Origin of the sequence: Tabrizicola fusiformis (assembly GCF_013328815.1) — a bacterium.
GTDB lineage: Bacteria > Pseudomonadota > Alphaproteobacteria > Rhodobacterales > Rhodobacteraceae > Fuscibacter.
In genome coordinates this window covers 68348-91392 of the sequence record NZ_JABUHN010000005.1, presented here as the reverse complement: position 1 = coordinate 91392, position 23045 = coordinate 68348, and the positions used below count along the sequence as shown (strand labels likewise).

The 23045-nt window shown below is 66.2% G+C and carries 23 protein-coding genes and 1 other RNA gene; 11 read left to right on the top strand and 13 right to left on the bottom strand.

All coding sequences use genetic code 11. The features are described from left to right. Positions 1–48: 48 nt before the first annotated feature. Together rpmG and rnpB are read right to left on the bottom strand one after the other, a co-directional pair. Positions 49–216: a 50S ribosomal protein L33 gene (rpmG, locus tag HS053_RS09385; RefSeq protein ID WP_008027883.1), complete on the bottom strand. Its 168-nt coding sequence runs from the start codon at positions 214–216 to the stop codon at positions 49–51. A 189-nt stretch (positions 217–405) separates the two neighbouring features. Beyond that, positions 406–838: RNase P RNA component class A (gene rnpB, locus HS053_RS09380), an RNA gene on the bottom strand. A 98-nt stretch (positions 839–936) separates the two neighbouring features. On the opposite strand from rnpB, the gene HS053_RS09375 reads away from it, so the two are divergent. Next, positions 937–1431, top strand: a complete 495-nt coding sequence (locus tag HS053_RS09375) for a DUF2867 domain-containing protein (protein WP_174210980.1) — start codon at positions 937–939, stop codon at positions 1429–1431. Between the two features lie 18 nt (positions 1432–1449). Here HS053_RS09375 and HS053_RS09370 read toward each other — a convergent pair whose 3' ends face one another. Genes HS053_RS09370 through gatC form a run of 4 tightly spaced genes read right to left on the bottom strand, consistent with a single transcriptional unit; the run spans position 1450 to position 4648 of the window. Then, positions 1450–2121, bottom strand: coding sequence for an N-acetylmuramoyl-L-alanine amidase (locus tag HS053_RS09370; RefSeq protein ID WP_174210979.1), 672 nt, complete (start codon positions 2119–2121; stop codon positions 1450–1452). Beyond that, positions 2118–2828, bottom strand: a complete 711-nt coding sequence (locus tag HS053_RS09365; protein ID WP_174210978.1) for a hypothetical protein — start codon at positions 2826–2828, stop codon at positions 2118–2120. Before HS053_RS09365 ends, HS053_RS09370 begins: the two co-directional genes overlap by 4 nt. 36 nt (positions 2829–2864) lie before the next feature. Further along, complete coding sequence (gene gatA / locus HS053_RS09360) at positions 2865–4352, bottom strand: Asp-tRNA(Asn)/Glu-tRNA(Gln) amidotransferase subunit GatA (protein WP_174210977.1); 1488 nt, start codon at positions 4350–4352, stop codon at positions 2865–2867. Between the two features lie 8 nt (positions 4353–4360). After that, positions 4361–4648 carry an Asp-tRNA(Asn)/Glu-tRNA(Gln) amidotransferase subunit GatC gene (gene gatC / locus HS053_RS09355; protein ID WP_174210976.1) on the bottom strand — a complete coding sequence of 96 codons (288 nt, stop codon included), beginning with the start codon at positions 4646–4648 and terminating at the stop codon, positions 4361–4363. Positions 4649–4919: 271 nt separating this feature from the next. On the opposite strand from gatC, the gene HS053_RS09350 reads away from it, so the two are divergent. After that, positions 4920–5615 (top strand): metal-dependent hydrolase, encoded by a 696-nt coding sequence (locus HS053_RS09350; protein ID WP_174211197.1) that lies wholly within the window; start codon positions 4920–4922, stop codon positions 5613–5615. A 60-nt stretch (positions 5616–5675) separates the two neighbouring features. Then, a complete protein-coding gene (locus tag HS053_RS09345; protein ID WP_174210975.1) occupies positions 5676–6593 on the top strand; it encodes a ketopantoate reductase family protein in 918 nt (305 codons plus the stop codon). Here HS053_RS09345 and HS053_RS09340 read toward each other — a convergent pair. The 3 genes from HS053_RS09340 to HS053_RS09330 all read right to left on the bottom strand — a co-directional run bounded on the left by HS053_RS09340 (position 6590) and on the right by HS053_RS09330 (position 10437). After that, positions 6590–7522 carry a hypothetical protein gene (locus HS053_RS09340; RefSeq protein ID WP_174210974.1) on the bottom strand — a complete coding sequence of 311 codons (933 nt, stop codon included), beginning with the start codon at positions 7520–7522 and terminating at the stop codon, positions 6590–6592. The two genes, HS053_RS09345 and HS053_RS09340, sit on opposite strands and share 4 nt — an antisense overlap. 77 nt (positions 7523–7599) lie before the next feature. Beyond that, positions 7600–8343 (bottom strand): rhomboid family intramembrane serine protease, encoded by a 744-nt coding sequence (locus tag HS053_RS09335; RefSeq protein WP_174210973.1) that lies wholly within the window; start codon positions 8341–8343, stop codon positions 7600–7602. Between the two features lie 102 nt (positions 8344–8445). After that, the gene (locus HS053_RS09330; RefSeq protein WP_174210972.1) at positions 8446–10437 is read right to left on the bottom strand and encodes an AsmA family protein; all 1992 of its coding nucleotides are present in this window, start codon (positions 10435–10437) and stop codon (positions 8446–8448) included. Positions 10438–10631: 194 nt separating this feature from the next. Here HS053_RS09330 and rimO point away from each other — a divergent pair, with 194 nt between their 5' ends. The 8 genes from rimO to HS053_RS09290 all read left to right on the top strand — a co-directional run bounded on the left by rimO (position 10632) and on the right by HS053_RS09290 (position 18687). Then, positions 10632–12011 (top strand): 30S ribosomal protein S12 methylthiotransferase RimO, encoded by a 1380-nt coding sequence (rimO, locus tag HS053_RS09325; RefSeq protein ID WP_174210971.1) that lies wholly within the window; start codon positions 10632–10634, stop codon positions 12009–12011. A gap of 169 nt (positions 12012–12180) precedes the next feature. Beyond that, a complete protein-coding gene (locus HS053_RS09320) occupies positions 12181–13083 on the top strand; it encodes an SPOR domain-containing protein (protein ID WP_174210970.1) in 903 nt (300 codons plus the stop codon). 47 nt (positions 13084–13130) lie between these two features. Next, positions 13131–14288: a D-alanyl-D-alanine carboxypeptidase family protein gene (locus HS053_RS09315; protein ID WP_174210969.1), complete on the top strand. Its 1158-nt coding sequence runs from the start codon at positions 13131–13133 to the stop codon at positions 14286–14288. Next, positions 14288–14905 carry a dTMP kinase gene (tmk, locus tag HS053_RS09310; protein ID WP_174210968.1) on the top strand — a complete coding sequence of 206 codons (618 nt, stop codon included), beginning with the start codon at positions 14288–14290 and terminating at the stop codon, positions 14903–14905. The genes HS053_RS09315 and tmk overlap by 1 nt, the downstream gene beginning before the upstream one ends. After that, the gene (locus tag HS053_RS09305) at positions 14902–16032 is read left to right on the top strand and encodes a DNA polymerase III subunit delta' (protein ID WP_174210967.1); all 1131 of its coding nucleotides are present in this window, start codon (positions 14902–14904) and stop codon (positions 16030–16032) included. Before tmk ends, HS053_RS09305 begins: the two co-directional genes overlap by 4 nt. 105 nt (positions 16033–16137) lie before the next feature. Further along, entirely contained in the window at positions 16138–16947 is an 810-nt protein-coding gene (locus HS053_RS09300) for a TatD family hydrolase (RefSeq protein WP_174210966.1), read from the top strand. Position 16948: 1 nt separating this feature from the next. Then, on the top strand, positions 16949–17752 hold the full coding sequence (locus HS053_RS09295) for an MBL fold metallo-hydrolase (protein WP_174210965.1): 804 nt from the start codon (positions 16949–16951) through the stop codon (positions 17750–17752). Beyond that, the gene (locus HS053_RS09290) at positions 17749–18687 is read left to right on the top strand and encodes an AEC family transporter (protein ID WP_174210964.1); all 939 of its coding nucleotides are present in this window, start codon (positions 17749–17751) and stop codon (positions 18685–18687) included. Before HS053_RS09295 ends, HS053_RS09290 begins: the two co-directional genes overlap by 4 nt. A 4-nt stretch (positions 18688–18691) precedes the next feature. Here the strand turns inward: HS053_RS09290 and speB are convergent, their stop codons facing one another. From speB to HS053_RS09270, 4 genes are all read right to left on the bottom strand, one after another. Continuing rightward, the gene (gene speB / locus HS053_RS09285; RefSeq protein ID WP_174210963.1) at positions 18692–19648 is read right to left on the bottom strand and encodes an agmatinase; all 957 of its coding nucleotides are present in this window, start codon (positions 19646–19648) and stop codon (positions 18692–18694) included. Between the two features lie 2 nt (positions 19649–19650). Beyond that, positions 19651–20622 carry an ABC transporter permease gene (locus HS053_RS09280; RefSeq protein ID WP_174210962.1) on the bottom strand — a complete coding sequence of 324 codons (972 nt, stop codon included), beginning with the start codon at positions 20620–20622 and terminating at the stop codon, positions 19651–19653. A gap of 10 nt (positions 20623–20632) precedes the next feature. Next, positions 20633–21889, bottom strand: a complete 1257-nt coding sequence (locus HS053_RS09275; protein ID WP_174210961.1) for an ABC transporter permease — start codon at positions 21887–21889, stop codon at positions 20633–20635. 69 nt (positions 21890–21958) lie between these two features. Continuing rightward, the gene (locus tag HS053_RS09270) at positions 21959–23026 is read right to left on the bottom strand and encodes an ABC transporter substrate-binding protein (RefSeq protein WP_174210960.1); all 1068 of its coding nucleotides are present in this window, start codon (positions 23024–23026) and stop codon (positions 21959–21961) included. Positions 23027–23045 lie beyond the last annotated feature (19 nt).

Here is a 23045-nt window from a genome sequence, read left to right as displayed (position 1 = left end):
GGCCGCCCAAACGGACGGCCCTCACATCACATCAGGAACAGGCAGATCTTACTTGATCTTGCCTTCCTTGTATTCGACATGCTCCCGCTTCACGGGATCGTATTTCTTCACGACCATCTTCTCGGTCATGGTGCGGGCATTCTTCTTGGTGACATAGAAATGCCCGGTGCCAGCCGTCGAGTTCAGACGGATCTTGATCGTCGCCGGTTTGGCCATGATAGTCTCTCCTGCATCGGGAAAGCGGTGCCTCCCCGGTAAAACCTTGAAGCCCGCCTTTTACCGATGGCAGGGGGAGAGTCAACAGCAAAGCGGCAGATTTCCGCATCTGGCCCGGCTGGTATTTGCACCTTGCCAAATACTCCCGCCGGAGGCCCCGGGCCGGCGTGGTGCCTACAGGAACAGAAACTGCGCGGATGGCCTGTAAGCCGGATTCTGTCCAAGGCCCCATCTTGCGACGGGCCCTCTGGATGACCATTCCTCTGCCGCGCGCGTTACCGCGGCGGTCAAGCTGCCAACCCGGGCCCCTGGGCTGAAGCGTCCCTGCGGAGGTCTCTGCTATCGCCTTTCGGCAGTCGCAGACCTTTCCGCGCGAGGCCCCTATTCGGCATTGCTCCGGGTGGGGCTTGCCGTGCCGTCCCGGTTGCCCGGTCCGCGGTGGGCTCTTACCCCACCGTTTCACCATCACCCCCGGCGTCTGGCCAAGGCCGGACGCGAGGGCAGACTCTTCTCTGTGGCGCTTTCCCTGGGGTTGCCCCCGCCGGGCGTTACCCGGCACCCTTGCTTCATGGAGTCCGGACTTTCCTCGAAGCTTGCGCCCCGCGGTCATCCAGCCATCCGCGCGGGTCGTGGATTAGCCCCGGCGCGACACCGCGTCAATCGCGGCGGTGGCGGAAATCGCGTAGGATGGGCAATATTGCCCATCCCATGCGGTGCCCCATGCCTCCTGCCGCCGATCTTATCGCCCCGCGCGCCCAACTGGCCTTCTATGACAGCCAGTCCATTCCCCTGCCCCACCCGCTCACCGCGCTGGAGGCGTGGAACCTGCAAATGGCGCGGCCCCTGCCCCTGATGGCGCTGGCCTTCCGCATCCGCGATGCCATTTCGGCGCGGTTCGGGGTGAAACAGATCGGCGGTTTTTCCGGGCGGCGGGCGGTATCGGTGCAGCCCGGCGATCACCTCGACTTCTTTCTGGTCGAGCGCGCCGAGCCACAGGTTCTGACCCTGACCGAGCGGGACCGCCATCTGGATGTGATGACCTGCCTGACCACGGGGGGCGGGCGGCTGGCCATCACGTCCTCCGTCGTGACACATAACGGCTTTGGGCGGGCCTATATGCTGCCGGTCGCGCCGGCGCACCGGCTGATCGTGCGGGCCATGCTGCGACGGCTGGCCAAGGATCTGGCGCGCGATCCGGCGGTTCGCAGTCCCTGACCTTCCGCTGGGAAGGGATTACGGCGATGTGGCCCCGCCCCGCGCCGGGAACCGCGCCGCCAGATCGGCGGCAAGCCCGGCGTCCACCCCATCCACCGCCCCGCGGGCCCAGGGCCGGAACCGCAGGCGAAAGGCGGCCAGAAGTGCGGCCTCCGGCGCTTCGGGATAGCCGAAGGCGCGGACGTGGGCGGCAAAGCTTTCGGGCGCGGCAGACTGTTGCCCCGGCCAGACCGACAGGCCCGCCCGCGCCAGCCGCCGCCAGTCGAACCGCGCGCCGGGGTCGCCCTTGCGGGTCGGCGCCATGTCGGAATGGGCGATCACCCGATGCGGCGGGATCGCCCAGCGCGCCATAATGCCATCCAGCAGCCGCTCAAGCGCAGTCATCTGTGGCGCGGCGAAGGGTTGGCTGCCGTTATTGGCCAGCTCGATCCCGATGGAATGCGAATTCACATCCGTCACGCCCGCCCATTCCCCGGCGCCCGCGTGCCAGGCACGGGCCATTTCTGGCACCAGCGCCTCGGCCTCACCCCGCTCCGAGATCAGCCAATGCGCCGAAACCTCGGCCACCGGGTCGCACAGCCGCGCCCGCGCCTCGGCGCAACTCGCCATGGCGGTGTAATGCAGCACGATGATCGAGGGCTGCGCCCCGCCCCGCCGCTCGCCGAAGTTTGGCGAGGGGAAGGCGTTCACTTCAGCGCGGTGCGGAAGGGCAGCGGGTCCCAGGCGCAGGCATAGCCATCGCCATCCGGGTCAAGGCCCTTGCGGTCCTTCTCGGGTCCGCCCGCCGCCAGGAAGGCTTCCTGCGCCAGATCGGGCGAGGGGAATTTGGCGCAAGCCCGGTCGGGGTTGGTGAACCCCATCTTCGAGCGGGCATACATCTGCGTGCCCGGCGGGTGGCTGGTGGACAGGGCGAATTGCACGATGTTCGGGCCGCTGTCGCCGCTGCGCTGCGGCAGGGCGGTCGGCTGGTCCACCTGATACTGCGCGCGGTTGCGTTCGATCCGGGCCTTGTCGCTTTCGATGGTTTCGCGGGCAGAAACCGCTTGGAAATCCTGCTCATCCGAAACGGTGCCATTGGCGGCATAGCCCATTTCCGAGGTGGTTTCCTGAATCCCCGCCGGGGCATTGCCGCGCGGGCGGTCGTCGGTCGAAACGCCGGCCACAGGCGCGGGGGCCGCAGGTGCGGGTGCAGGCGTCACGCCGCTGGCGCGGTCGATCGCCGCCGAAGCCGCTGCCGGATCGAAGCCCGCCGTCGGAGCGGGGGTTTGCGGCGCGGGCTGCGCGCCCCGCACATAGCTGTTGTAATCGTTAAAGCCCACGCCGGCCCCGGAATCGGGCACCTGCGGGCCGCAACCTGCCACAATGGCGGCCGCCATGACCGCAACCTTCACACGCATTCGAACTGCCTCGGCGTTTCTTGATTCAGCCGCCCCTTACCACCATTTCGCGGGCTTGGAAACAAAGCCCGCCGCGCGCTCCAGCACATAGGCGTGATTCAGAAGGTCACCCTCCTCCCAAGGCCGCCCGATAAGTTGCAGACCAAGCGGCAGCCCCTTGGCATCCAGCCCCACCGGAACCGAGATCCCGGGCAGACCGGCGAGGTTCACCGTCACGGTGAACACATCGTTCAGATACATCTCGACCGGATCGGCGCTCGCCATCTCGCCCAGACCGAAGGCGGCAGAAGGCGTGGCCGGGGTCAGGATCGAGTCGATCCCGGCGGCAAAGGCCAGCTCGAAATCGCGCTTGATCAGGGCGCGGACCTTGCGGGCACGGTTGTAATAGGCGTCATAGAAGCCCGCCGACAGCACATAGGTGCCGATCATCACCCGGCGCTGCACCTCTTTGCCAAAGCCTTCGGCGCGGGTCTTTTCATACATATCGACGATGCCTTCGCCCGCCGAGAGCGTGGCGCGGTGGCCATAGCGCACCCCGTCATAACGCGCGAGGTTGGACGAGGCTTCGGCAGGGGCGATAACGTAATAGGCGGGCAGCGCATATTTCGTATGCGGCAGCGAAATATCGACAATCTCGGCGCCCGCATCGCGGAGCATTTCAATGCCGCGCTGCCAAAGCGCGTCAATCTCCGCCGGGATACCATCCAGCCGGTATTCGCGCGGAATGCCGATCTTCTTACCACGGATGTCGCCGGTCAGCGCCGCCTCGAAATCGGGCACTGGCAGGTCGGCGCTGGTGCTGTCCTTGGGGTCATGGCCCGCCATGGCCTGCAGGAAAATCGCCGCATCGCGGACGGTCTTGGTCATCGGGCCTGCCTGATCCAAGCTGGAGGCGAAGGCGACAATGCCCCAGCGGCTGACGCGGCCATAGGTCGGCTTGATGCCGACGATGCCGGTGAAGGCTGCGGGCTGGCGGATCGAACCGCCGGTGTCGGTTCCCGTCGCCGCAAGGCAGAGGTCCGCCGCCACCGCCGCCGCCGACCCGCCAGACGAGCCACCGGGCGTCAGCGCCGTCGTGTCATTGCCGCGCCGCCACGGGCTGACCGCATTGCCATAGGTCGAGGTTTCGTTGCTGGAGCCCATGGCGAATTCGTCCATGTTCAGCTTGCCCAGCATCACCGCCCCGGCATCGAACAGCCGCGTGGTGACGGTCGATTCGTATTCCGGCCGGAAGCCGCGCAGAATGTTGGACGCCGCCTGCGACGGCACGCCCTTGGTGCAGAACAGATCCTTGATGCCCAAGGGAATGCCGCACATCGAGGGTGCATCCCCTGCGGCCAGCCGCGCATCCGCCGCCCGCGCCTGCTCCAGCGCAATCTCGGGCGTCTTGTGGACAAAGGCGTTCAGCCCGTCGCCCGCGTCGATCGCCGTCAGGCAGGCCATCGTCAGATCGACGGCCGAAATCTCGCCCTTGCGCAGCGCCTCACGCGCGGCGGCAATGGTCCATGTGTTTGCATTCGACATCGGCGCGCTCATTCCACCACCTTCGGCACGGCAAAGAAGCCTTCCCTTGCATCCGGGGCGTTCTTCAGCACCTGTTCCTGAATATTGCCGTCGGTCACCACATCGGCCCGCCGCGCCAGACGCATCGGCGTGACCGAGACCATCGGCTCGATCCCCGTCACATCCACCTCGTTCAACTGCTCCATGAAGCCGAGAATGCCCGAGAGTTCACGCGCAAGCGCGGGCAGATCGTCTTCCTGCACCCGGATGCGGGCCAGATGGGCCACCTTCCGGGCGGTGTCGATGTCGATGGACATGGGCCTCTCCACTCTGATTGCGCCCCGTTTAGCGGTCTGCCCCCCGCCCCGCAAGATGAACGGGCACCTGCGGGCCGCCCCCGGCGCCCGCAGAAGAATTTTCGTCCGAAAATTCTTCGTCCCGCGCCATCATTGGCGCGGCCAGGGCAAGACACCATGCTGCCCCTTGTGGGGCATTTCCCGCCTGAAGTGCGCCTTTGTCATCAAAACGACTGGTCTGGCGGTGTTCGTCCCCTAGATTGTGACCATGACAACCAAGGAAGGAAACGGCATGAAGATCACCTGGCTGGGCCATTCGGGCTTTCGCATCGAGGTCGAGGGCGCCGTTCTGCTGGTCGATCCCTGGCTGACCGGCAACCCGATGTTCCCGGCGGATCGTCGGGCCGAGGCGATTGCCGGGGCGACGCATGTTCTTTTGACCCACGGCCACGGCGACCATGCCGGCGATGCGCTGGCCCTTGCGCGCGAACTGGATGTGCCGCTGGTCGGCATCTATGACCTGATTTCCTGGTATCAGGCGCGCGACGGGGTCAAGGGCATCGGCTTCAACAAGGGTGGCACGGTCGATCTGGGCGGCGCCAGGGTGACCATGGTCAACGCCTGCCATTCGTCATCGGTCGGCGGCGAGGACGGGCCGCGCTATGCCGGGTCCGAGGCCGGGTTCATGATCGCCGGCGAAGGGCATGTGATCTACCTTTCGGGCGATACCGACATCATGGCCGACATGGGCTGGATGGCGGAATACCACAGGCCGGACATCGGCATCCTGTCCTGCGGTGGGCATTTCACCATGGACATGGACCGCGCCGCCTTTGCCGCGCGCAAATATTTCCAGTTCCGCTGGGTCATCCCCTGCCATTACCGCACCTTCCCCCTGCTGGCGCAGGATGCCAGCGTGCTGAAAGCCGGCCTGCCGCCGGGGGTGGAGGTGATCGAACCCGAGGTGCTGGAGCCGATCGGCTTCTGAGCCCCTCGCCTCTGCCCCCGCCCTGCCGCTAGACTGCGGCAGGGCAGCAGCGGGGGCAGAATGGAACGGGGCAGGATTGCGGTCATGGGGGCCGGGGCGGTTGGCTGCTATTACGGTGGTCGGCTGTCGCTGGCAGGTCAGGCGGTCACGCTGATCGGGCGGCCTGCGCTGGTGCAGGCGGTCGGGCAATCGGGGCTGATCGTGGAAGAGGGCGGCCAGCGCCGCATGGCCCACCCCGATGTCACCGACGATCCTGCGGGCGTGGCCGGGGCCGATCTGGTGCTGGTCTGCGTCAAATCCGGCGATACCGAAGCGGCGGCCCGCGCCATCGCGCCACATCTGGCGCCGGGGGCCACGATCCTCAGCCTGCAGAACGGCATCGGCAATGCCGACCTTATCGCACAGGTGCTGGGGCGCCCGGTGGGGGCGGTCGTGGTCTATGTCGCGGCAGAAATGGCCGGTCCCGGCCATGTGCGCCACAACGGGCGGGGTGAGTTGATCCTGACGCCCGGCGCGGGGGCCGAAGCCGCCGCGCAGCGGCTGTCGGCGGCGGGCATCCGGGCCGAGGTTTCGCCTGCGGCAGAGGCGGCGCTCTGGACCAAGCTTACCATAAACTGTTGTTACAACGCCCTTTCGGCGCTGACCCGGCAGCCCTATGGCGTGATCAATGCCCAAGCCGGCGCGCAGGACATGATGCGCGCCGTGATGGAGGAATGCCGCGCGGTTGCCGCAGCCTCGGGCGTCGCCCTGCCGGGCGATCTCTGGCAAAAGGTGCTGGACGTGGCAGAGCAGATGGCCGGGCAGCATTCCTCGACCGCGCAGGACATGCGCCGCGGCAAACCGACCGAGATCGACGCGCTGAACGGCGCAGTGGTGCGCAGCGCCGCCGCCCTTGGCCTGCCGGTGCCGCTCAACAACGCGCTTTGGGTGATGGTGAAGCTGGCGGAAAAGGCGCCTAACGCCGCGGCCACGGGTTAGACGCCGAAGAAATCCGGGTCGGCGGCAATCGCATAGGCGCGCTTGATGCTTTCCATATCGTTGAAAAGCTCGGGCATCGCCACCCGGTCCTCCAGCCCCCGCAAGCGGCGGCGAAGCGAGCTTTCATCGAATTTGAAGCCCGTCTCGCAAACGAAGAGTCCCTTGCCATCGCAGGACGGCAGAATGTCATGGGCGTAAAAGCCAGGCCCAAAGGCTGTGCCCAGCCGCGCGCAGACTTCGGTGATTTCCTCTTGGTTCGGCAGAACGGTTTTCGCCATCAGATAGTTGATCAACCCGGGCTGACGCGGTGTATTCTTGGCATGAACCGAAGGATTGCCCTCCTCGACAGGGCGGCACCGCACATAGGTCGCCAGACATTTCCCGCCGACCGTCACCGCTCTCAGACTGACATAATAGGAGGCTCCGCGGAACTCGTGGCGGGTGTCCACAAATTCGGTGTTGAAACGCCCCTCGGGAAGTTCGTCCCCGATCTCGAAAACGCTCACCGCCGCGCCACTGCTGTCGGCGCTGTTCGAAAAGGTGGCGCTGCTGGCGCTGCCTTCCATCCGGCGTGGCGTAGGCACCTTGTGCTTTTCAAACAGATCGGCGCTGGCCGCCTTGTTCTTGATGATCTGGCCGATATCGGGGTGATGCAGCAGACGCAGGTCGGAAAAGACTTCGTGGCAAATCTCGGCCTTGTCCTCCAGTTCGAGGTAGGTTTCCGCCGTGGCATTGCCCTCACTGTAGACCAGTGCCGCCACCGTTCTGTCGCCCGTCTTCAAGGCGGCAATCTCGTCAACGGTCCGCACCGTCCGCACCTCGACCCCCATCCGGGGCAGGATCTGCGCGGCGACCTGAATGAAACGCTCTTGCTTGCCACCGCCGGTAAATCCATCCGCGTCTGTTCCGATGAAAATCAACTGCGCCACGCCACTGCTCCACGAGACCGAGGCGTTCAGAAAAACCCTTTAATGCCTAAAAATCAAGCCTTGATCCCAGAAATCGCCTATCTTCGCGGCACCCGCGGAATCGCCGAGCGGCTCAGCTTGTATTCCGCCGCAGGATGGGCCGGGTGCCCCGCCGTGCGCTGCCAGTAGCCGCGCCCGCCCCGGGCGATCAGGGCTGGCAGGGTCAGCACCAGCCCGCCCAGAAAGCCGCCGGCATGGGCCCAATAGGCCACGCCCCCGGCATCCGACGGGGTAACCGCACCGCTGACCAGTTGCGCGCCGAACCAGAAGCCCAGCACGATCCATGCCGGAATGGGAAAGACCCGGAAGAAGATCAGGAAGATGAACAACACATCGACCCGCGCCTTGGGGAACAGCAGCAGATACCCCCCCATCACCCCGGCAATCGCCCCCGAGGCCCCCACCATCGGCAGGCCCGACCCCGGATCGGCGGCAATCTGCAAGGCGGCGGCCGCCAGCCCCGCCAGCAGATAGAACCCGGCAAAGCGGAGATGGCCAAGCTGATCCTCCATATTGTCGCCGAACAGCCAGAGGAACCACATGTTGCCGATCAGATGCATCCAGCCGCCATGCAGGAACATCGAGGTCACCAGCGTCTCGATCCGCCAGCCCGAGGTCACCACCTGCGGCACCAGCCCCCAGTCGAACAGAAACCGCTGCACCGCCCATTCCGAAGGCAGACCCAGCCAATAGGCCAGAAACACGGCGACATTCACCGCGATCAGCAGCAGCGTCACAAAGGGCCTGCCGCCCGACGGGTTATGGTCGCGGATCGGGAACATGACGCCAGAATGCCGATCCCCCTCGCCCCGTCAAGCACCCCTCGCCACCTCTGGCAGGGCCGGGCGCGAGGGGGAAACGGCTCCCCCGGGGCCAAGGGCAGGTCAGTTGCCGCCGAGCAGCGCCTCCAGCGCCTTGCGCGCCTCGTCGGTCAGCGCCTCTTCGGCGCGGCGGCGTGCGGCATCTTCCAGACTTTCGCCCTCCTGCTGTTCAATGCCCAGCTCATCCTTGAGCTTGGCCTTCGCCTCGGCCTCCAGCGCTGCCGCCTTGGCCTTGGCCGCCGCCTCAAGTGCTGCCTTTTCGTCGGCCAGTTCCTGTTCGGCCAGCGCCTGCAAATCCAGCGCAAAACGCGGTTTGGCCCAGGGGCCGGTGATCATCAGCGGCGCCGTCACCCCGCCCGCCCCCTCGGCATCGGCCAGCGCGGTTGCCTTGATCCGGTAATCCAGATTGCGCGCGCCCAGACCCACCTTGCCCGAACCTGCCGCGGTGACATAGGGCGACACCATCCGCAGGTCATCGTTCTGCAACACCCCGCCCGCCATAGTGAAGGTGCCTGCCAGACTGTCAAAGATCGTCTTTTGTCCCTCGCCGACAAAGCCGGTGTCCAGCGTCCGCAGCATCCCCGCGATGTCGAGCCCCCGCAACTCGCCCTTGCCAAGCGAAAGGGCCCCCGCCCCTTCCAGACTGTGCATGATCGCATCCACCGACGCGCCCGAACCAAGGAACTTCACCCGCAGGTCGCCGGTGCCGATCAGCCGCTCATAACCGCCAAAGTCGCGCAGCATCGGTTGCAGGGCGATGCCGGCAAAGCCCAGATCCCCGCCCACCGACAGGCCCTTGCGGCCGTTCACCACGAATTGCCCCGAAACGACGCCCTCATAGGCGGCTATGCGGCGGATGTCGAAAACCGCCCGCGCCCGGTCGATCGTCAGCATCACCTCCAGCGCGCCGGTTTTCGCCAGCCCCAGATCGGCGCTGTCGGCCACCAGCGCGACCGAGGCATCCAGCGCCCCAAGGCCCGAGGCATCAAGCCGCCCGGTGGGCCAGCCTGCCGCAGCCGCCCCGCCATCCGAACCGCCGCCATGCCCGCCGGTCAGCCCGCGCAGGTCCAGCGCCCCTGCCGTCACCTTGGCCGACAGCTTGGGCCGCGCGCCCGCCGTGGTCAGGTCTGCATCGGCGGTCAGCGTGCTGCCGTCCAGCCCGATCTTGCCGCCGCGCAGGTGAACCGAACCGGCGTCGGTGACTGTCAGCTTGCCCGCAACCGTCACCCTTTCACCGCCCAAACCCTGCGGCAGCGCCGGGGCCGCCACACCTGCCAGCGCCGCCACTTCCTTCAGCGCGGCCAGATCGGCCACCAGATCGCCCTCGCCCGCGACCGGGTTCCATCCGGCGCGGCCCTTGAAACTGGCCTCGGCCGCCCCAGCCGTCAGTTCGGCCTCCAGCGGGCCAACCTTGCCATCCAGAAAACTGCGGAAAGCGCCGATGGTCAGATCGGCGGCAAAGGGCTGCCCATTGCGGCTGGCGGTCAGCCGGAGCGTGGCGGCGCCTTCGTAATCGGGGATGGCCAGTTCGCCGTCCATCGCCGTCAACTCCTCGCGCCGCCCGGCCCGGTGATCGACAAAGCGCAGGCTGCCCCCGGTCACCACGCCCTTGAGCAGGGTGAAGGGTGTGCCAACCCCCGGCGTTTCGGTGGTGACCGTGCCGCCATTGGCGCCGCCGAACACCCAGTTTTCGCGCCCGTCCTTTGCCCGCTCCAGCACGATCTGCGGCCCGACCGCCGTGACGCCGGTGATGCGCACCTCGCCGCCAATCAGGGCCGCCATGTCCACGCTGATGTCCAGCGCCTCGGCCCGCAGCATCGGCCCTTCGTCGGACCAGTCGGCATTGGCAATGGTGACAGGGCCGGTCTTGACCCCCAGCACCGGCCAGATGCTGGGCCTGACCGCACCTTCCAGAGTAAGCTTGCGCCCCGTCAGCGTCTCGAACCGCGCCACGGCCAGCCCGGCAATCTTCTCTGCCGGGATCAGCGCCACCGCCCCGAAGGCCAGCACGACAAGCACCAGCACCCCGCCCAATCCCCGGACAATCCAGCGCATCGCACCCCTCCCGAACACCACTTCCCCAGAGTCTACGCCAGCTTAGGGGCAAGACAAGCATCGCCTCGGTGCGGCGGCAGGCTTTTGCCGTAGGTCGGGGTTCACCCCGACTCTCCGATACCCACGCCGGAGGCGGGGTGAACCCCGACCTACCCCGTTTGCCCCATCCGGCACTTTCCGCTATACCGGCCTGCATGTCGCAAAATCCGCCGCTCCTCCGCCCCGACCTCGCCCGCGCCACGGTTCCCGATGAGCGCCGTTCAGGACAGCCGACCATCGGCATGGTCTCGCTTGGCTGCCCCAAGGCATTGGTGGACAGCGAGCGGATCCTGACGCGGCTGCGGGCCGAAGGCTATGCGATCAGCCCCGATTACAAAGGCGCCGATGCGGTGATCGTGAACACCTGCGGCTTTCTCGACAGTGCCAAGGCCGAAAGCCTTGAGGCGATCGGCGAGGCGTTGCAGGAAAACGGCCGGGTGATCGTGACCGGCTGCCTTGGCGCCGAACCCGAATACATCACCGGCGCCCATCCCAAGGTTCTGGCCGTCACCGGCCCGCATCAGTATGAGGCGGTTCTGGATGCCGTCCACGGCGCCGTGCCGCCCGCACCCGACCCCTTTATCGACCTGCTTCCGGCTACGGGCGTGCGCCTGACGCCGCGCCATTACAGCTATCTGAAGATTTCCGAAGGCTGCAACCACGCTTGCAAATTCTGCATCATCCCCGACATGCGCGGCAAGCTGGTCTCCCGCCCCGCGCATGCCGTGCTGCGTGAGGCGGAAAAGCTGGTCGAGGCCGGGGTGCGCGAGCTTCTGGTGATTTCGCAGGATACTTCGGCCTATGGGCTGGACCGGCGGCATGACCTGTCCCCGTGGAAGGGCGGTGAGGTGCGGGCGCATATCACCGACCTTGCCCGCGAGATGGGCAAGCTCGGCGCTTGGGTGCGGCTGCATTATGTCTACCCTTATCCGCATGTCCGCGACCTTATTCCCCTGATGGCCGAGGGGCTGGTGCTGCCCTATCTGGACATCCCCTTCCAGCACGCCCATCCCGACACGCTCAAACGCATGGCCCGCCCGGCGGCGGCGGCCAAGACGCTGGACGAAATCGCCGCATGGCGCCGCGCCTGCCCCGATATCACCCTGCGCTCGACCTTCATCGTCGGCTATCCCGGCGAGACCGAGGCCGAGTTCCAGACCCTGCTCGACTGGCTGGACGAGGCGCAACTGGACCGGGTGGGCTGCTTCCAATACGAAAACGTCGCCGGGGCGCGCTCGAACGCCCTGCCCGACCATGTGCCGGAAGAGGTCAAGCAAGACCGCTGGGACCGTTTCATGGCCAAGGCGCAGGCGATTTCCGAGGCAAAGCTGGCCGCCAAGGTGGGTCAGGTGATGCAGGTTATCGTGGATGAGGTGGACGGCGACGGCGCCACCTGCCGCACCAAGGCCGATGCGCCCGAAATCGACGGCAACCTGTTCATCGACGAAGGCTTCGAAGACCTCTCCCCCGGAGATATCGTGACGGTGACCGTAGAAGAGGCCGGCGAATACGACCTTTGGGGGCGGCTCGTCTGACCCGGTTCCCGGCCTGCGGGCGGCCTCTTCACGCGGTGTTTTCCGCCAAGGCTGCGCTGGCGCCCTTCCCTGTCGGTGGATCGCTCTGTATCATGGCGCCAAACGGGGCTGCGGACCGGCCGCGCCCCGGGGATAAGCGCGTCGCAGAACGCGCGCATGAGGTGGTTTGATGGCAGGCAAGGCAACAGTGAAGCGGTTCCTCATCCTCGCGGCGGCAGCGGCGGTTCTGGCGGGCTGTCAGGATGGCGGCGGTCCCTTCGCCTCGAAGGCGCCCAAGGGGGGCACCACCGCGGCCGCGGCCCCCGCCGGGGCAAAATCGGTCAAGCTGGTCGACCGCGATGTCGAGGCGCCCGAGGTATTTCAGGTCACCGACACCGCGCTTTGGGATGGCCGCCCGTCGCTGGGTGGCGTCTGGGTCGCCTCGCCCGATGCCAAAGACCCCGAGCGGGTGATCCTGCGCAACCCGGCCAATGGTAAATTCGTGATCGGCGCCCTTTTCCGGCGCGAGCGGGACAACCCCGGCCCGACCTTGCAGATTTCCTCGGATGCGGCGGCGGCACTTGGCCTTCTGGCCGGGCAGCCCGGCAAGATTTCGGTGACCGCGCTGCGGCGGGAAGAGGCGCCGAGCGCGGCCCCCGATGCCACCAAACCCATTCTTGACGCCGCCGAAACGGTCGAGACCGAAACGCTTGACCCGGTGCCCGGCGCCGCCGCCGCGATTGACCGCGCGACCGGCAAGGCCCCCGCAGGCAAGGCGCCCGCCGCGACGGCCCCGGCCGTCAAAGGGGCCGCCCCGGTTGCCGTCGCTCCGGCCCAGCCGGCCGCGAAACCTGCCGCCCCGGCAAAACCCGCCGCTGGCGGCGGGCTGATCCAGATCGGCATCTTCTCGGTCGAGGCCAATGCCAAACGCGCCGCCGACACGCTGGCCAAGGCGGGCATCACCGCCCAGGTGCGCGAGGAAAAGGCCCAAGGCAAGACCTTCTGGTCGGTCACCGCACCGGGTGACGCCGGGGTTCTGGCCAAGGTCAAGGCCGCCGGCTTTGCCGATGCCTATGTCCTGAAACGCGGCTAGGCCCGCAGTCCGGGCAGTCCCCGGCCCCTGTCTGAAACGGAGAGACCATGTTCCGCTTGTTCGCCATGATCGCGCTTGTGTTGGCCGCGCTGCCCGCCGCCGCCTTCGAGACGCGGGCCACCGCGGCCTGGGTCTATGACGTGACCACCCACACCGTGCTGATGGACAAGAACGGCACGGTTGCGGTGCCGCCCGCCTCGATGTCCAAGCTGATGACGATCAACATGCTGTTCGAGGCGCTGCGCGATGGCCGCGTGCAGATGGACACCACCTTTCCGGTTTCGGCCCGCGCGGTGCAGATGACCAAGGACGGCGGCTCGACCATGTATCTGCAACAGGGCGACCGGCCCACGGTGGACGAGCTGATCCACGGCATGATCGTGAACTCGGGCAATGACGCCTGCGTCGTGGTGGCCGAGGGGCTGGCGGGCACCGAAGAGGCTTTTGCCGCCCAGATGACAGAGCGCGCCCATGCGCTGGGCATGGTGGATTCGACCTTTGCCAATGCCTCGGGCTGGCCAGACCCGCGCCACCGGATGAGCATGAAGGATCTTGGCCTTCTGGCGCAGCGGCTGATCGAGGAGTTCCCCGATTACTACCCCGTCTTTGCCCAGACCGAATTCAACTATAAAAACCGCGCCCCCGCCAATGCCAACAACCGCAACCCCCTGCTGAAACTGGGGATCGGCGCCGATGGCCTGAAGACCGGCCATACGAGCGAGGCGGGCTATGGCCTTGTCGGCAGCGTCAAACAGGGCGAGCGGCGGATCATCTTTGCGGTGACCGGCCTTGCCAGCGACAAGGAACGCGCCGAAGAGGCCGAGCGGATCGCCTCATGGGCCTTTCGCCAATTCGCGCTGAAGACCGTGGCCAAGGCTGACACCCGCCTTGCCGAGGCGGCGGTGTTCATGGGGGCCGCCGATACCGTGGGTCTGGTGCCCGCTGCGGATGTCCGCATCCTGATCCCCGCGCTGGTGCAGGACGGACTCAAGGCCGAGGTGGCCTATACCGGCCCGATCGCGGCGCCGGTGGCCAAGGGCGCCCGTCTGGCCGAACTGGTGATCACCCTGCCGGGCCTGCCGGAACACCGCATTCCGCTGGTGGCCGAAGCGGATGTGCCGCGCGGCGGCTTCGTGACCCGGATGACCACCGCCATCGGCCATCTGCGCGCGACCTATCTGGGCGGCACGGCTCCGGCAAGCTGATGGCCGGGCGGTTCCTGTCCTTTGAAGGCATCGACGGCTCGGGCAAATCCACCCAGGCCCGGCTCTTGGCCGAGGCATTGCAGGGACATGGCCGCGAGGTGGTGCTGACGCGCGAACCGGGCGGCAGCCCGGGGGCCGAGGAAATCCGCCGTCTGGTGCTGGAAGGCGCCACCGACCGCTGGTCAACCGAGACGGAACTGCTGCTTTTCACCGCGGCGCGGCGTGACCATCTGGAAAAGACCATCCGCCCGGCGCTGGCGCGCGGCGCCGTGGTGATCTGCGACCGTTTTGCCGACAGCACGCGGATTTATCAGGGCCTGACCCGGGGTGACCTGCGTCAGACTGTGGACAGCCTGCACGCGCTGATGATCGGGGCGGAACCGGACCTGACCTTTCTGATCGACATCGACGCGGCCGAAGGTCTGGCCCGTGCCACCGCCCGCCCCGGCAAGGAACTGCGGTTCGAGGGCATGGGCCTTGGTCTGCAGGAAAAGGCCCGGGCGGGGTTTCTGGCCCTTGCCGCCGCCTCCCCTGCCCGCTTTCGCGTGATCGCAGGCGCCCGCCCGGCCGAGGCGGTGGCCGCCGATGTGCTGCAACAGGCGCTGGCCCGGCTATGAGCGAGGTCGAAATCCCCGAACCCGACCGGATCGAGGGCGCCCCCCATCCGCGCCAAACCGCGCGGCTGATCGGGCAGGAGGCGGCCGAGGCGGCGTTTCTTGACGCGTGGTCTTCGGGGCGGCTGCATCACGGCTGGCTGATCACCGGGCCGCGCGGGGTGGGCAAGGCAACGCTGGCCTGGAAGATCGCGCGGTTTCTACTCGCCACCCCGCCACAGGAGGGCGGGCTTTTCGCCCCTGCCCCGCCCGAAACGCTGGACATTGCCGAAAGCCATCCCGTCGCGCGCCATGTTGCCGCGCTGACCGAGCCGCGGCTTTTCCTGTTGCGGCGGGCTTGGGACGAAAAGAAGGAAAAGCTGCCCGATGTGATTTCGGTCGATGAAACGCGCCGGCTGAAAAGCTTCTTCGCGCTGTCGGCGGCGGATGGCGGGCACCGGGTGGCCATCGTCGATTCCGTGGACGAGATGAACCCCTCGGCGGCCAATGCGCTCTTGAAACTGCTGGAAGAACCGCCGCCGCGGGTGACGCTGCTTTTGATCTCGCATCAACCGGCGCGGCTGTTGCCCACCATCCGCTCACGCTGCCGCGAATTGCGGCTGGCGCCGCTGGGGCCTGCCGATTTGTCGGATGCGCTGACCCAGGCGGGGGGCGCGGTGGCGCCCGAAGACCGCGTGGCGCTGGCGGAATTGGCGGGCGGATCGGTGGGCGAGGCGTTCCGCATGACCAACACCGGCGGGCTGGACATCTATGCCCGGCTGGTGGGGCTGATGGCAACGCTGCCCCGGCTGGACCGGCCCCGCGCGCTGGCTTTGGCCGAGACCGGCGCCGGGCGCGGCGCCGAGCCGGTGTTCGAACTGATCGTTACACTGATCGACCTGTTCCTTGCCCGGCTGGCGCGGGCGGGCACCCTTGGCCAATTGCCGCCCGAGGCGGCGCCGGGCGAGGGCGAGGTGATCGCGCGGCTGGCGCCGGATTGGGCAGCGGCGCGCGGCTGGGCCGATCTGGCACAGCATCTGGGGCTGCGGGCGCGGCGCGGCAAGGCGGTGAACCTTGACCCTGCCGCCCTTCTCATGGATATGGTTCTGAAGATCGACGAGGCGGCGAACGCGCTGTCGCGTCGGTCCTGAGCCCGCCCACCCCTGCCCGCCGCCGGGGGTTTCACACCCCCGGACCCCCGTGGGATACTTGGGCCAAGATGAACGGGCGGGCGGAAGAGCGTCGTGCCGGACCGGATGAAAGACATGCCCCCCGAGATTGTGGACAGCCACTGCCATCTGGATTTCCCGGATTTCGAAGGCCAGGTTGGCGAGATCATCGCCCGCGCCCGCGCCGCCGGGGTGCGCCGGATGGTGACGATCTGCACCCGGATGCACAACGAACCCAAGGTCCGCGCGCTGGCCGAAGCCTATGAGGGCGTCTTTTATGCTGCGGGCATCCACCCGATGAGCGCGGCGGACAGCCCGCCGATCACCGTGGCGGAACTGGTGGCGCTGGCGCGGCATCCGAAATTCGTCGGCATCGGCGAGACCGGGCTGGACTATCACTATACCGCCGAAAGCGCGGCGGTGCAGAAGACCAGCCTGCGGCTGCATATCGAAGCGGCGCAGGAAACCGGGCTGCCGCTGATCATCCACGCCCGCGCGGCGGATGAGGACATGGCGGCGATCCTTGCCGAAGGCATGGCGGTGCGGCCCTATTCCTGCGTCATGCATTGCTTTTCCTCGGGTGCGGCGCTGGCGCAGGCGGCGCTGGAGATGGGGTTCTATCTGTCGATGTCGGGCATCGCCACCTTCCCCAAATCGGGGGAATTGCGCGACATCTTCGCCGCGGCGCCGCTGGACCGCATCCTGCTGGAAACCGACAGCCCCTATCTTGCGCCGGTGCCCCATCGCGGCAAGCGCAACGAGCCGGCCTATACCGCCTTTACCGCCAAGACCGGCGCGCAGATTTATGGCCTGACCCAGGCGGAATTCGCCGCCGCCACCACGGCGAATTTTGACCGGCTGTTCACCAAGGCCGCGCGCAGGGCGGAGGCGGCCTGAGATGGCGAGCCTGCGCTTTACCATCCTTGGCTGCGGTTCCTCGGGCGGGGTGCCGCGGCTGGGCGGCGATTGGGGCGATTGCGACCCGACCGACCGGCGCAACCGCCGCCGCCGTTGCTCTCTTCTGGTCGAGCGTCTGGCGGGGGAGGCGGTAACGCGGGTGCTGATCGACACCTCGCCCGACATGCGCGACCAGTTGCTGGATGCCGGCGTCGGGCAATTGGACGGGGTGGTCTATACCCATTCCCATGCCGATCATGTCCATGGCATCGACGACCTGCGCCAGATCGTCTTCAACCTGCGCCGGCGCCTGGCCGTCTGGGCCGATGGTCCGACGCAAGAGGCGCTGATTTCCCGCTTTGGCTATGCCTTCGTGCAGCCCGCGGGCAGCCCCTATCCGCCGATCCTTGACCTGCGCAGCATCGACGGGCCGTTCGAGGTGCCGGGGGCGGCGGGGCCGATTGCCTTCCAGCCGTTCCGCGCCGATCACGGATCAATGGATGCCTTGGGCTTCCGCATCGGCGGGCTGGCCTATCTGCCCGATGCCGTGGCAATCCCCGAGGAAAGCTGGCCGCATCTGGCGGGGCTGGACTGCTGGATCGTCGATGCCCTGCGGCGCAAGCCACATCCGACCCATGCCCATCTGGCGATGACGCTGGACTGGATTGCGCGGGCGCGTCCGGCGCGGGCGGTCTTGACCAACATGCATCTGGACATGGATTTCGCCACCTTGCAGGGCGAGCTGGCCAAGGGCATCGAGCCCGCACATGACGGTATGGTCTTGCAGTTCGACAACCTGCCATGAGCGCGCTGATCGACGTTATCCTGCCGGTCTTTCTGGTGATCGGCTTTGGCTATCTGGCCGCCCGCGCCGGGCTGTTTTCCGATTCTGCGGTGGATGGCATCATGCGCTTTGCGCAGAATTTCGCGGTGCCGACGCTTTTGTTCAAATCCATCGCCACGCTGGATTTGTCGGGTGCCTATCACGCCGGACTGCTTTTGAGCTTTTACATCGCGGCCTTTGCCAGTTTCCTTGCCGGACTTGCCGGGGCGCTGCTGATCTTTCGCCGCCCGCTGACCGATGCCGTCGCCATCGCCTTTGCCTGCCTGTTTTCCAACTCGCTGCTCTTGGGCCTGCCGATCACCGAGCGCGCCTATGGCACCGAGGCGCTGGCGGGCAATCTGGCGATCATCTCGATCCATTCACCGATCTTCTACGGTTTTGGCATTGCGATGATGGAATGGGCGCGGGCGCGGGGCCATGGGCTGTCGGCCCCGGCGCTGGGGGCGAAAATCCTGCGGGCCATCTTCTCGCAGCCGCTGGTGCTGGGGCTGACGGCGGGGTTCATCGTCAATCTGTCGGGCATTCCGCTGCCCGGTGCGGTGATGTCTGCGGTTGATATGATGGTGCGGGCGGCGATCCCCACGGCGCTGTTCGGCCTTGGCGGGGTGCTGCTTCGCTACAAGCCCGAGGGCGACCGGGCGACGATTGCGATGATCTGCGGTTGCTCGCTGATCCTGCATCCGGGGCTGGCCTATGTGCTGGGGCGCTGGGGCTTTGGCATCGACACCGCCTCGCTGCGGTCATCGGTGATGACGGCGGCCATGGCGCCGGGGGTCAATGCCTATATGTTCGCGCATCTTTACGGCGTGGCCAAGCGGGTGAACGCCAGCGCCGTGCTGATCGCCACGGCGCTGTCGATGGGCACGATCTGGGTCTGGCTGCACATCCTGCCCTGACGGGTCAGCGAAAGCCCTTGGCGTGGAAGATGAAGCCGAGGAAGTTCAGCAGCACCTGCGCCGCCAGAATCTGCGTCGATTGCGAGGGGTCATAGTCCGGCGCCACCTCGACCAGATCCATGCCCACCACCTCATGCGCGCGGGCGACATGCTGCAACAGCTCCAGCACCTCATAATAGAGGAAGCCGCCGTGGCTTGGCGTGCCGGTGCCCGGCGCGATCGAGGGGCAGAAGCCGTCGATGTCGATGGTCACATAGACCCGCGCGCCTGCCGGAATGCGCTTGGCCACGCCTTCGGCGCCCAAAGCGCGGAACTGGCGCACCGAGAGGATATCATCGCCCATCCGCCGGGCGGCGTCATAGCCGTCCTTGGCGGTGGACGAAACGTTGCGGATGCCGACAGCGGTGATGCCGGTCACATAATCCTTTTCCGCCGCGCGGCGCATTGGGCTGCCATGGCCGACCTTCACGCCATGGCGTTCATCGACGAAATCCAGATGGGCGTCGATCTGTAGGATATGGATCGGCCCCTGCCCCTCAAACGCCTGAATGCAGGGGATATTCACCGAATGATCGCCGCCGATCACCACCGGCAGGGCGCCCGCCTTCAGGATCGCCTCTACCCCCTTGCGGATATTGGCGTGGCTTTTGGCGGTGTCGGTATGGACGATATCGGCATCGCCTATGTCCACGATCCGCACTGATTCCGGCAGATAGGTGCAGTCGTCCTCGTGGTCATAGGCCCCGGCATGGCCAAAGCTGAACAGGGTGGACGCCTCGCGCACCGAACGCGGGCCGAACCGGGCCCCCGCCCGGAACTGGGTGCCAAAGTCAAAAGGCGCGCCCAGCACCGCCACTTCTGCGGCGATCTTGTCCCAGTCCTGCACATAGGGCCGCTTGCCGAAGGTCGCGATTCCGACGAACGGCAGGTTCAGCCGCCCGCTGTCATAGGTGTTGGCCATGGTTACCTCGGGGTGACGCCGCGTAGCCGCTCCGACCGGCGCCGCAAAAGTTCGACTGTTGCCAGAAGCAGCACCGACACGATCACCAGAATCGTCGCCACGGCAAGGATGGCCGGAGAAATCGCCTCACGGATGCCGTTGAACATCTGGCGCGGGATAGTCTGCTGCTCGGGTCCGGCGATGAACAGCACCGCCACCACCTCATCAAACGAGGTGACAAAGGCAAAGAGCGCGCCCGAGATGATGCCCGGCAGGATCAGCGGCATGACCACCTTGAAGAAGGTCACCCGCGGATTGGCACCCAACGAATGCGCCGCCCGGATCAGCGACTGGTCAAAGCCCGACAGCGTGGCGGTGACCGTGATGATGACAAAGGGAATGCCCAGCACTGCGTGGGCGATGATCACCCCAAGGTGCGAATTCACCAGACAGCCCTTGTTCGACAGGAACAGCCCGGCCACAGACCCAAGCGCGGTATCCGGCGGAATGCACGCCTGCGCGTAGAAAAAGCTCATCCCCACCGCGATGATGATGATCGGCACGATCATCGGGCTGATCAGCAGCGCCATGATCAGGCGACGGCCCGGCATTTCCGGCCGGCTCAGGCCAAGTGCTGCAATGGTGCCCAGCGTGGTGGCCAGAATGGTCGCCCAAAGCCCCACCCAGAACGAGTTCTTCGCCGCCTGAATCCAGGTCGAGTTTTCCCAGGCCAGCGCCCACCAGGTGCTGTCACGCGGGGTCTCGGCCGCCGGATGCCCCAGCGTCAAGAGCGTGTCATACCAGCGCAGCGAATAGCCTTCGGGATCGAAGGTCAGCATCTTCTCGGTGAAGGTGAAATAGGGCTCGGCGTTGAAGGACAGCGGAATGACCACAAGGATCGGCGCGATCAGGAAGATGAAGATCAGCCCGCAGATCACCAGATAGGTGTAGTGCCAGACCTTCTCGAGCGGCGAGGCATAGGTGGGAAGCGCCATGATGTTCTCCTTAACCCAGCTTCAGCCGGTCGATGCCGATCAGGCGGTCATAAAGCCAGTAGAGCAGCAGGATGGCGGCCAGCAGCATCGCGGCCAGCGCCGCCGCCAGCGACCAGTTCGATTTCGACATGTGGAAGCTGATCAGGTTGGAAATCAGTTGCCCGTCCGCCCCGCCGACCAGCGCGGGGGTGATGTAGTAGCCCACGGCCAGAATGAAGACCAAGAGCGAGCCGGCAGCGATCCCCGGCAGGGTCTGCGGCAGATAGACCCGGCGGAAGGTGGTCCAGCTTGTGGCGCCAAGGCTGCGGGCGGCGCGGGCATAGCTGGGCGGGATGACCCGCATCACCGAATAAAGCGGCAGCACCATGAAGGGCAGCAGCACATGCGTCATCGCAACGATGGTGCCGGTCATGTTATACATCATCGGCAACCGGCTGTCGTCACTGATAATCCCCATCCAGACCAAGAGGTTGTTCAGTATCCCCTGCTCCTGCAACAGCGCGATCCAGCTTGTCGTCCGCACCAGAAGCGAGGTCCAGAACGGCAGCAGCACCATGATCATCAAGAGCGACGATTTCGACATCGGCAGCACGGCCAGAAGATGCGCGATCGGGAAGGCCAAGAGCAGGCAGATCACCGTGATTATGCCCGAGACGAGGAAGGTCTTGAAGAACAGGTAAAGATAGATCCGTTCCTTGTCGCCGCCCTGCGCCCAGCCGTCATCGGTCAGCTTGCGGTCCGAGGCGACCTTGTAGAATTCGGTGGTGTATTTCGACGAGGCCGATTCCATGCCGCGCCACAGCCGCGGCTCGCCCCAGGCGGCATCGACGGCCAGCAACGCCTCTTTATAGGGCGGGACCAGATCCTTGGCGGCGCGGGCGCCGCCCTTGAACAGGCTGATCGAGCCGGGAACGGTATAGTTGATGCGGGTGCCCGCGATGCCGGTGGATTTTTCCACCTGCATCCGCGCCAGATCCTTCACCAGCGCGGCATAGGCCGCCTCCGGCGGGTTGGCATAGTCAAAACCGGGGTTGGCGGCGAACCATGCGTCAAGCTCGGGAGCCGAGGCGGAGAACCCGTCATGCTCGACCGAACGTTTCAGCATGTAGCCAATGGGGATCAGAAAGGTCAGCAGCACGAACAGCAACAGCGGCAGAACCAGCAGGAACGCCTTGCGGCGGGCGCGGGCCTGCGCCGTGGCCAAGGCTTCTTTCAGCGGGCGACCGTCGGCGGTGGTCAGCATCGCGGTGGTGGCGGCCTCGGACATCCCTCATCCCTCTTTTTGAAGTCCGGGCGCAGGGATATCCCCCGCGCCCGGTGATCGGTCAAAGCCCGATTACTGCGACAGCCAAGCCTGGAAGCGCTCGTTCAGTTCCGCGTCATGATCGACCCAGAAGTCGGACGAGGTTTCCAGAGCGTTGCCCATGTTTTCCGGCGCGGTCGGCAGATGCGGCGCCATCACGGTCTTGCCGTCCTTGAAGATGATCTCGGTCGCCATCGACGATTTGCGCGCCGGGCCATAAGAGATCTGCTGCGCCGAGGCGCGCAGCCCTTCGGTCGAGGTGGCGAAAGCGACGAACTGCATCGCTTCTTCCTTGTTCGGGGCGCCCTTCGGCACGACGAACATTTCGTTTTCATAGATCTGGCCGTCCCAGACGATCTGGAAGGGTTTGCCTTCGTTCATCGCCGCCGCAAAGATACGGCCATTATAGGCGGTGGTCATGGCAACTTCGCCGTCGGCCAGCAGCTGCGGAGCCTGCGAACCGGCTTCCCACCAGACAACATCAGCCTTGATGGTGTCGAGCTTGGCAAAGGCGCGGTCCACACCCTCGGGCGTCGAAAGCACGGCGTAAACTTCCGCAGCCGGAACGCCGTCACCCAGCAGGGCCAGTTCCAGAACCGCCTTGGCGCCCTTCCTCAGGCCGCGCTTGCCGGGGAACTTTTCAAGATCGAAGAAGTCGGCAACCTTGGTCGGACCCTCGGGGAACTTGGTGGTGTCATAGGCAAAGACGTTCGACCAGATATCGGTCGAGACAGCGCATTCGGTCACGGCGCCGGGCAGGAAGTCATCCGCCGCCGGGGTGCCATCGGCACCGGCGGGCAGCGAGGCGATGTCGATCGGCTCCAGCACACCTTCGTCGCACAGACGGATACCGTCGGCATATTCGACCGAGGCGACATCAACCGTGACGTTGCCAGCTTCGACCATTGCCTTGATCGCCGGAGCGGGGTTGTCGCTGTCGGTCATCGTGGTCTTGATGCCGGTCGCGGCCATGAACGGTTTGACGAAGGCTTCGGTCTGGGCCTCGCCATAGGCGCCGCCCCACGACATCACCGTCACGTCGGCCTGGGCGGAAAAGCCCATGGTCGCAAGCGCGGTAGAAAGAACGAGAAGTTTCTTCATTATAGGCTCCCTGTTTTGG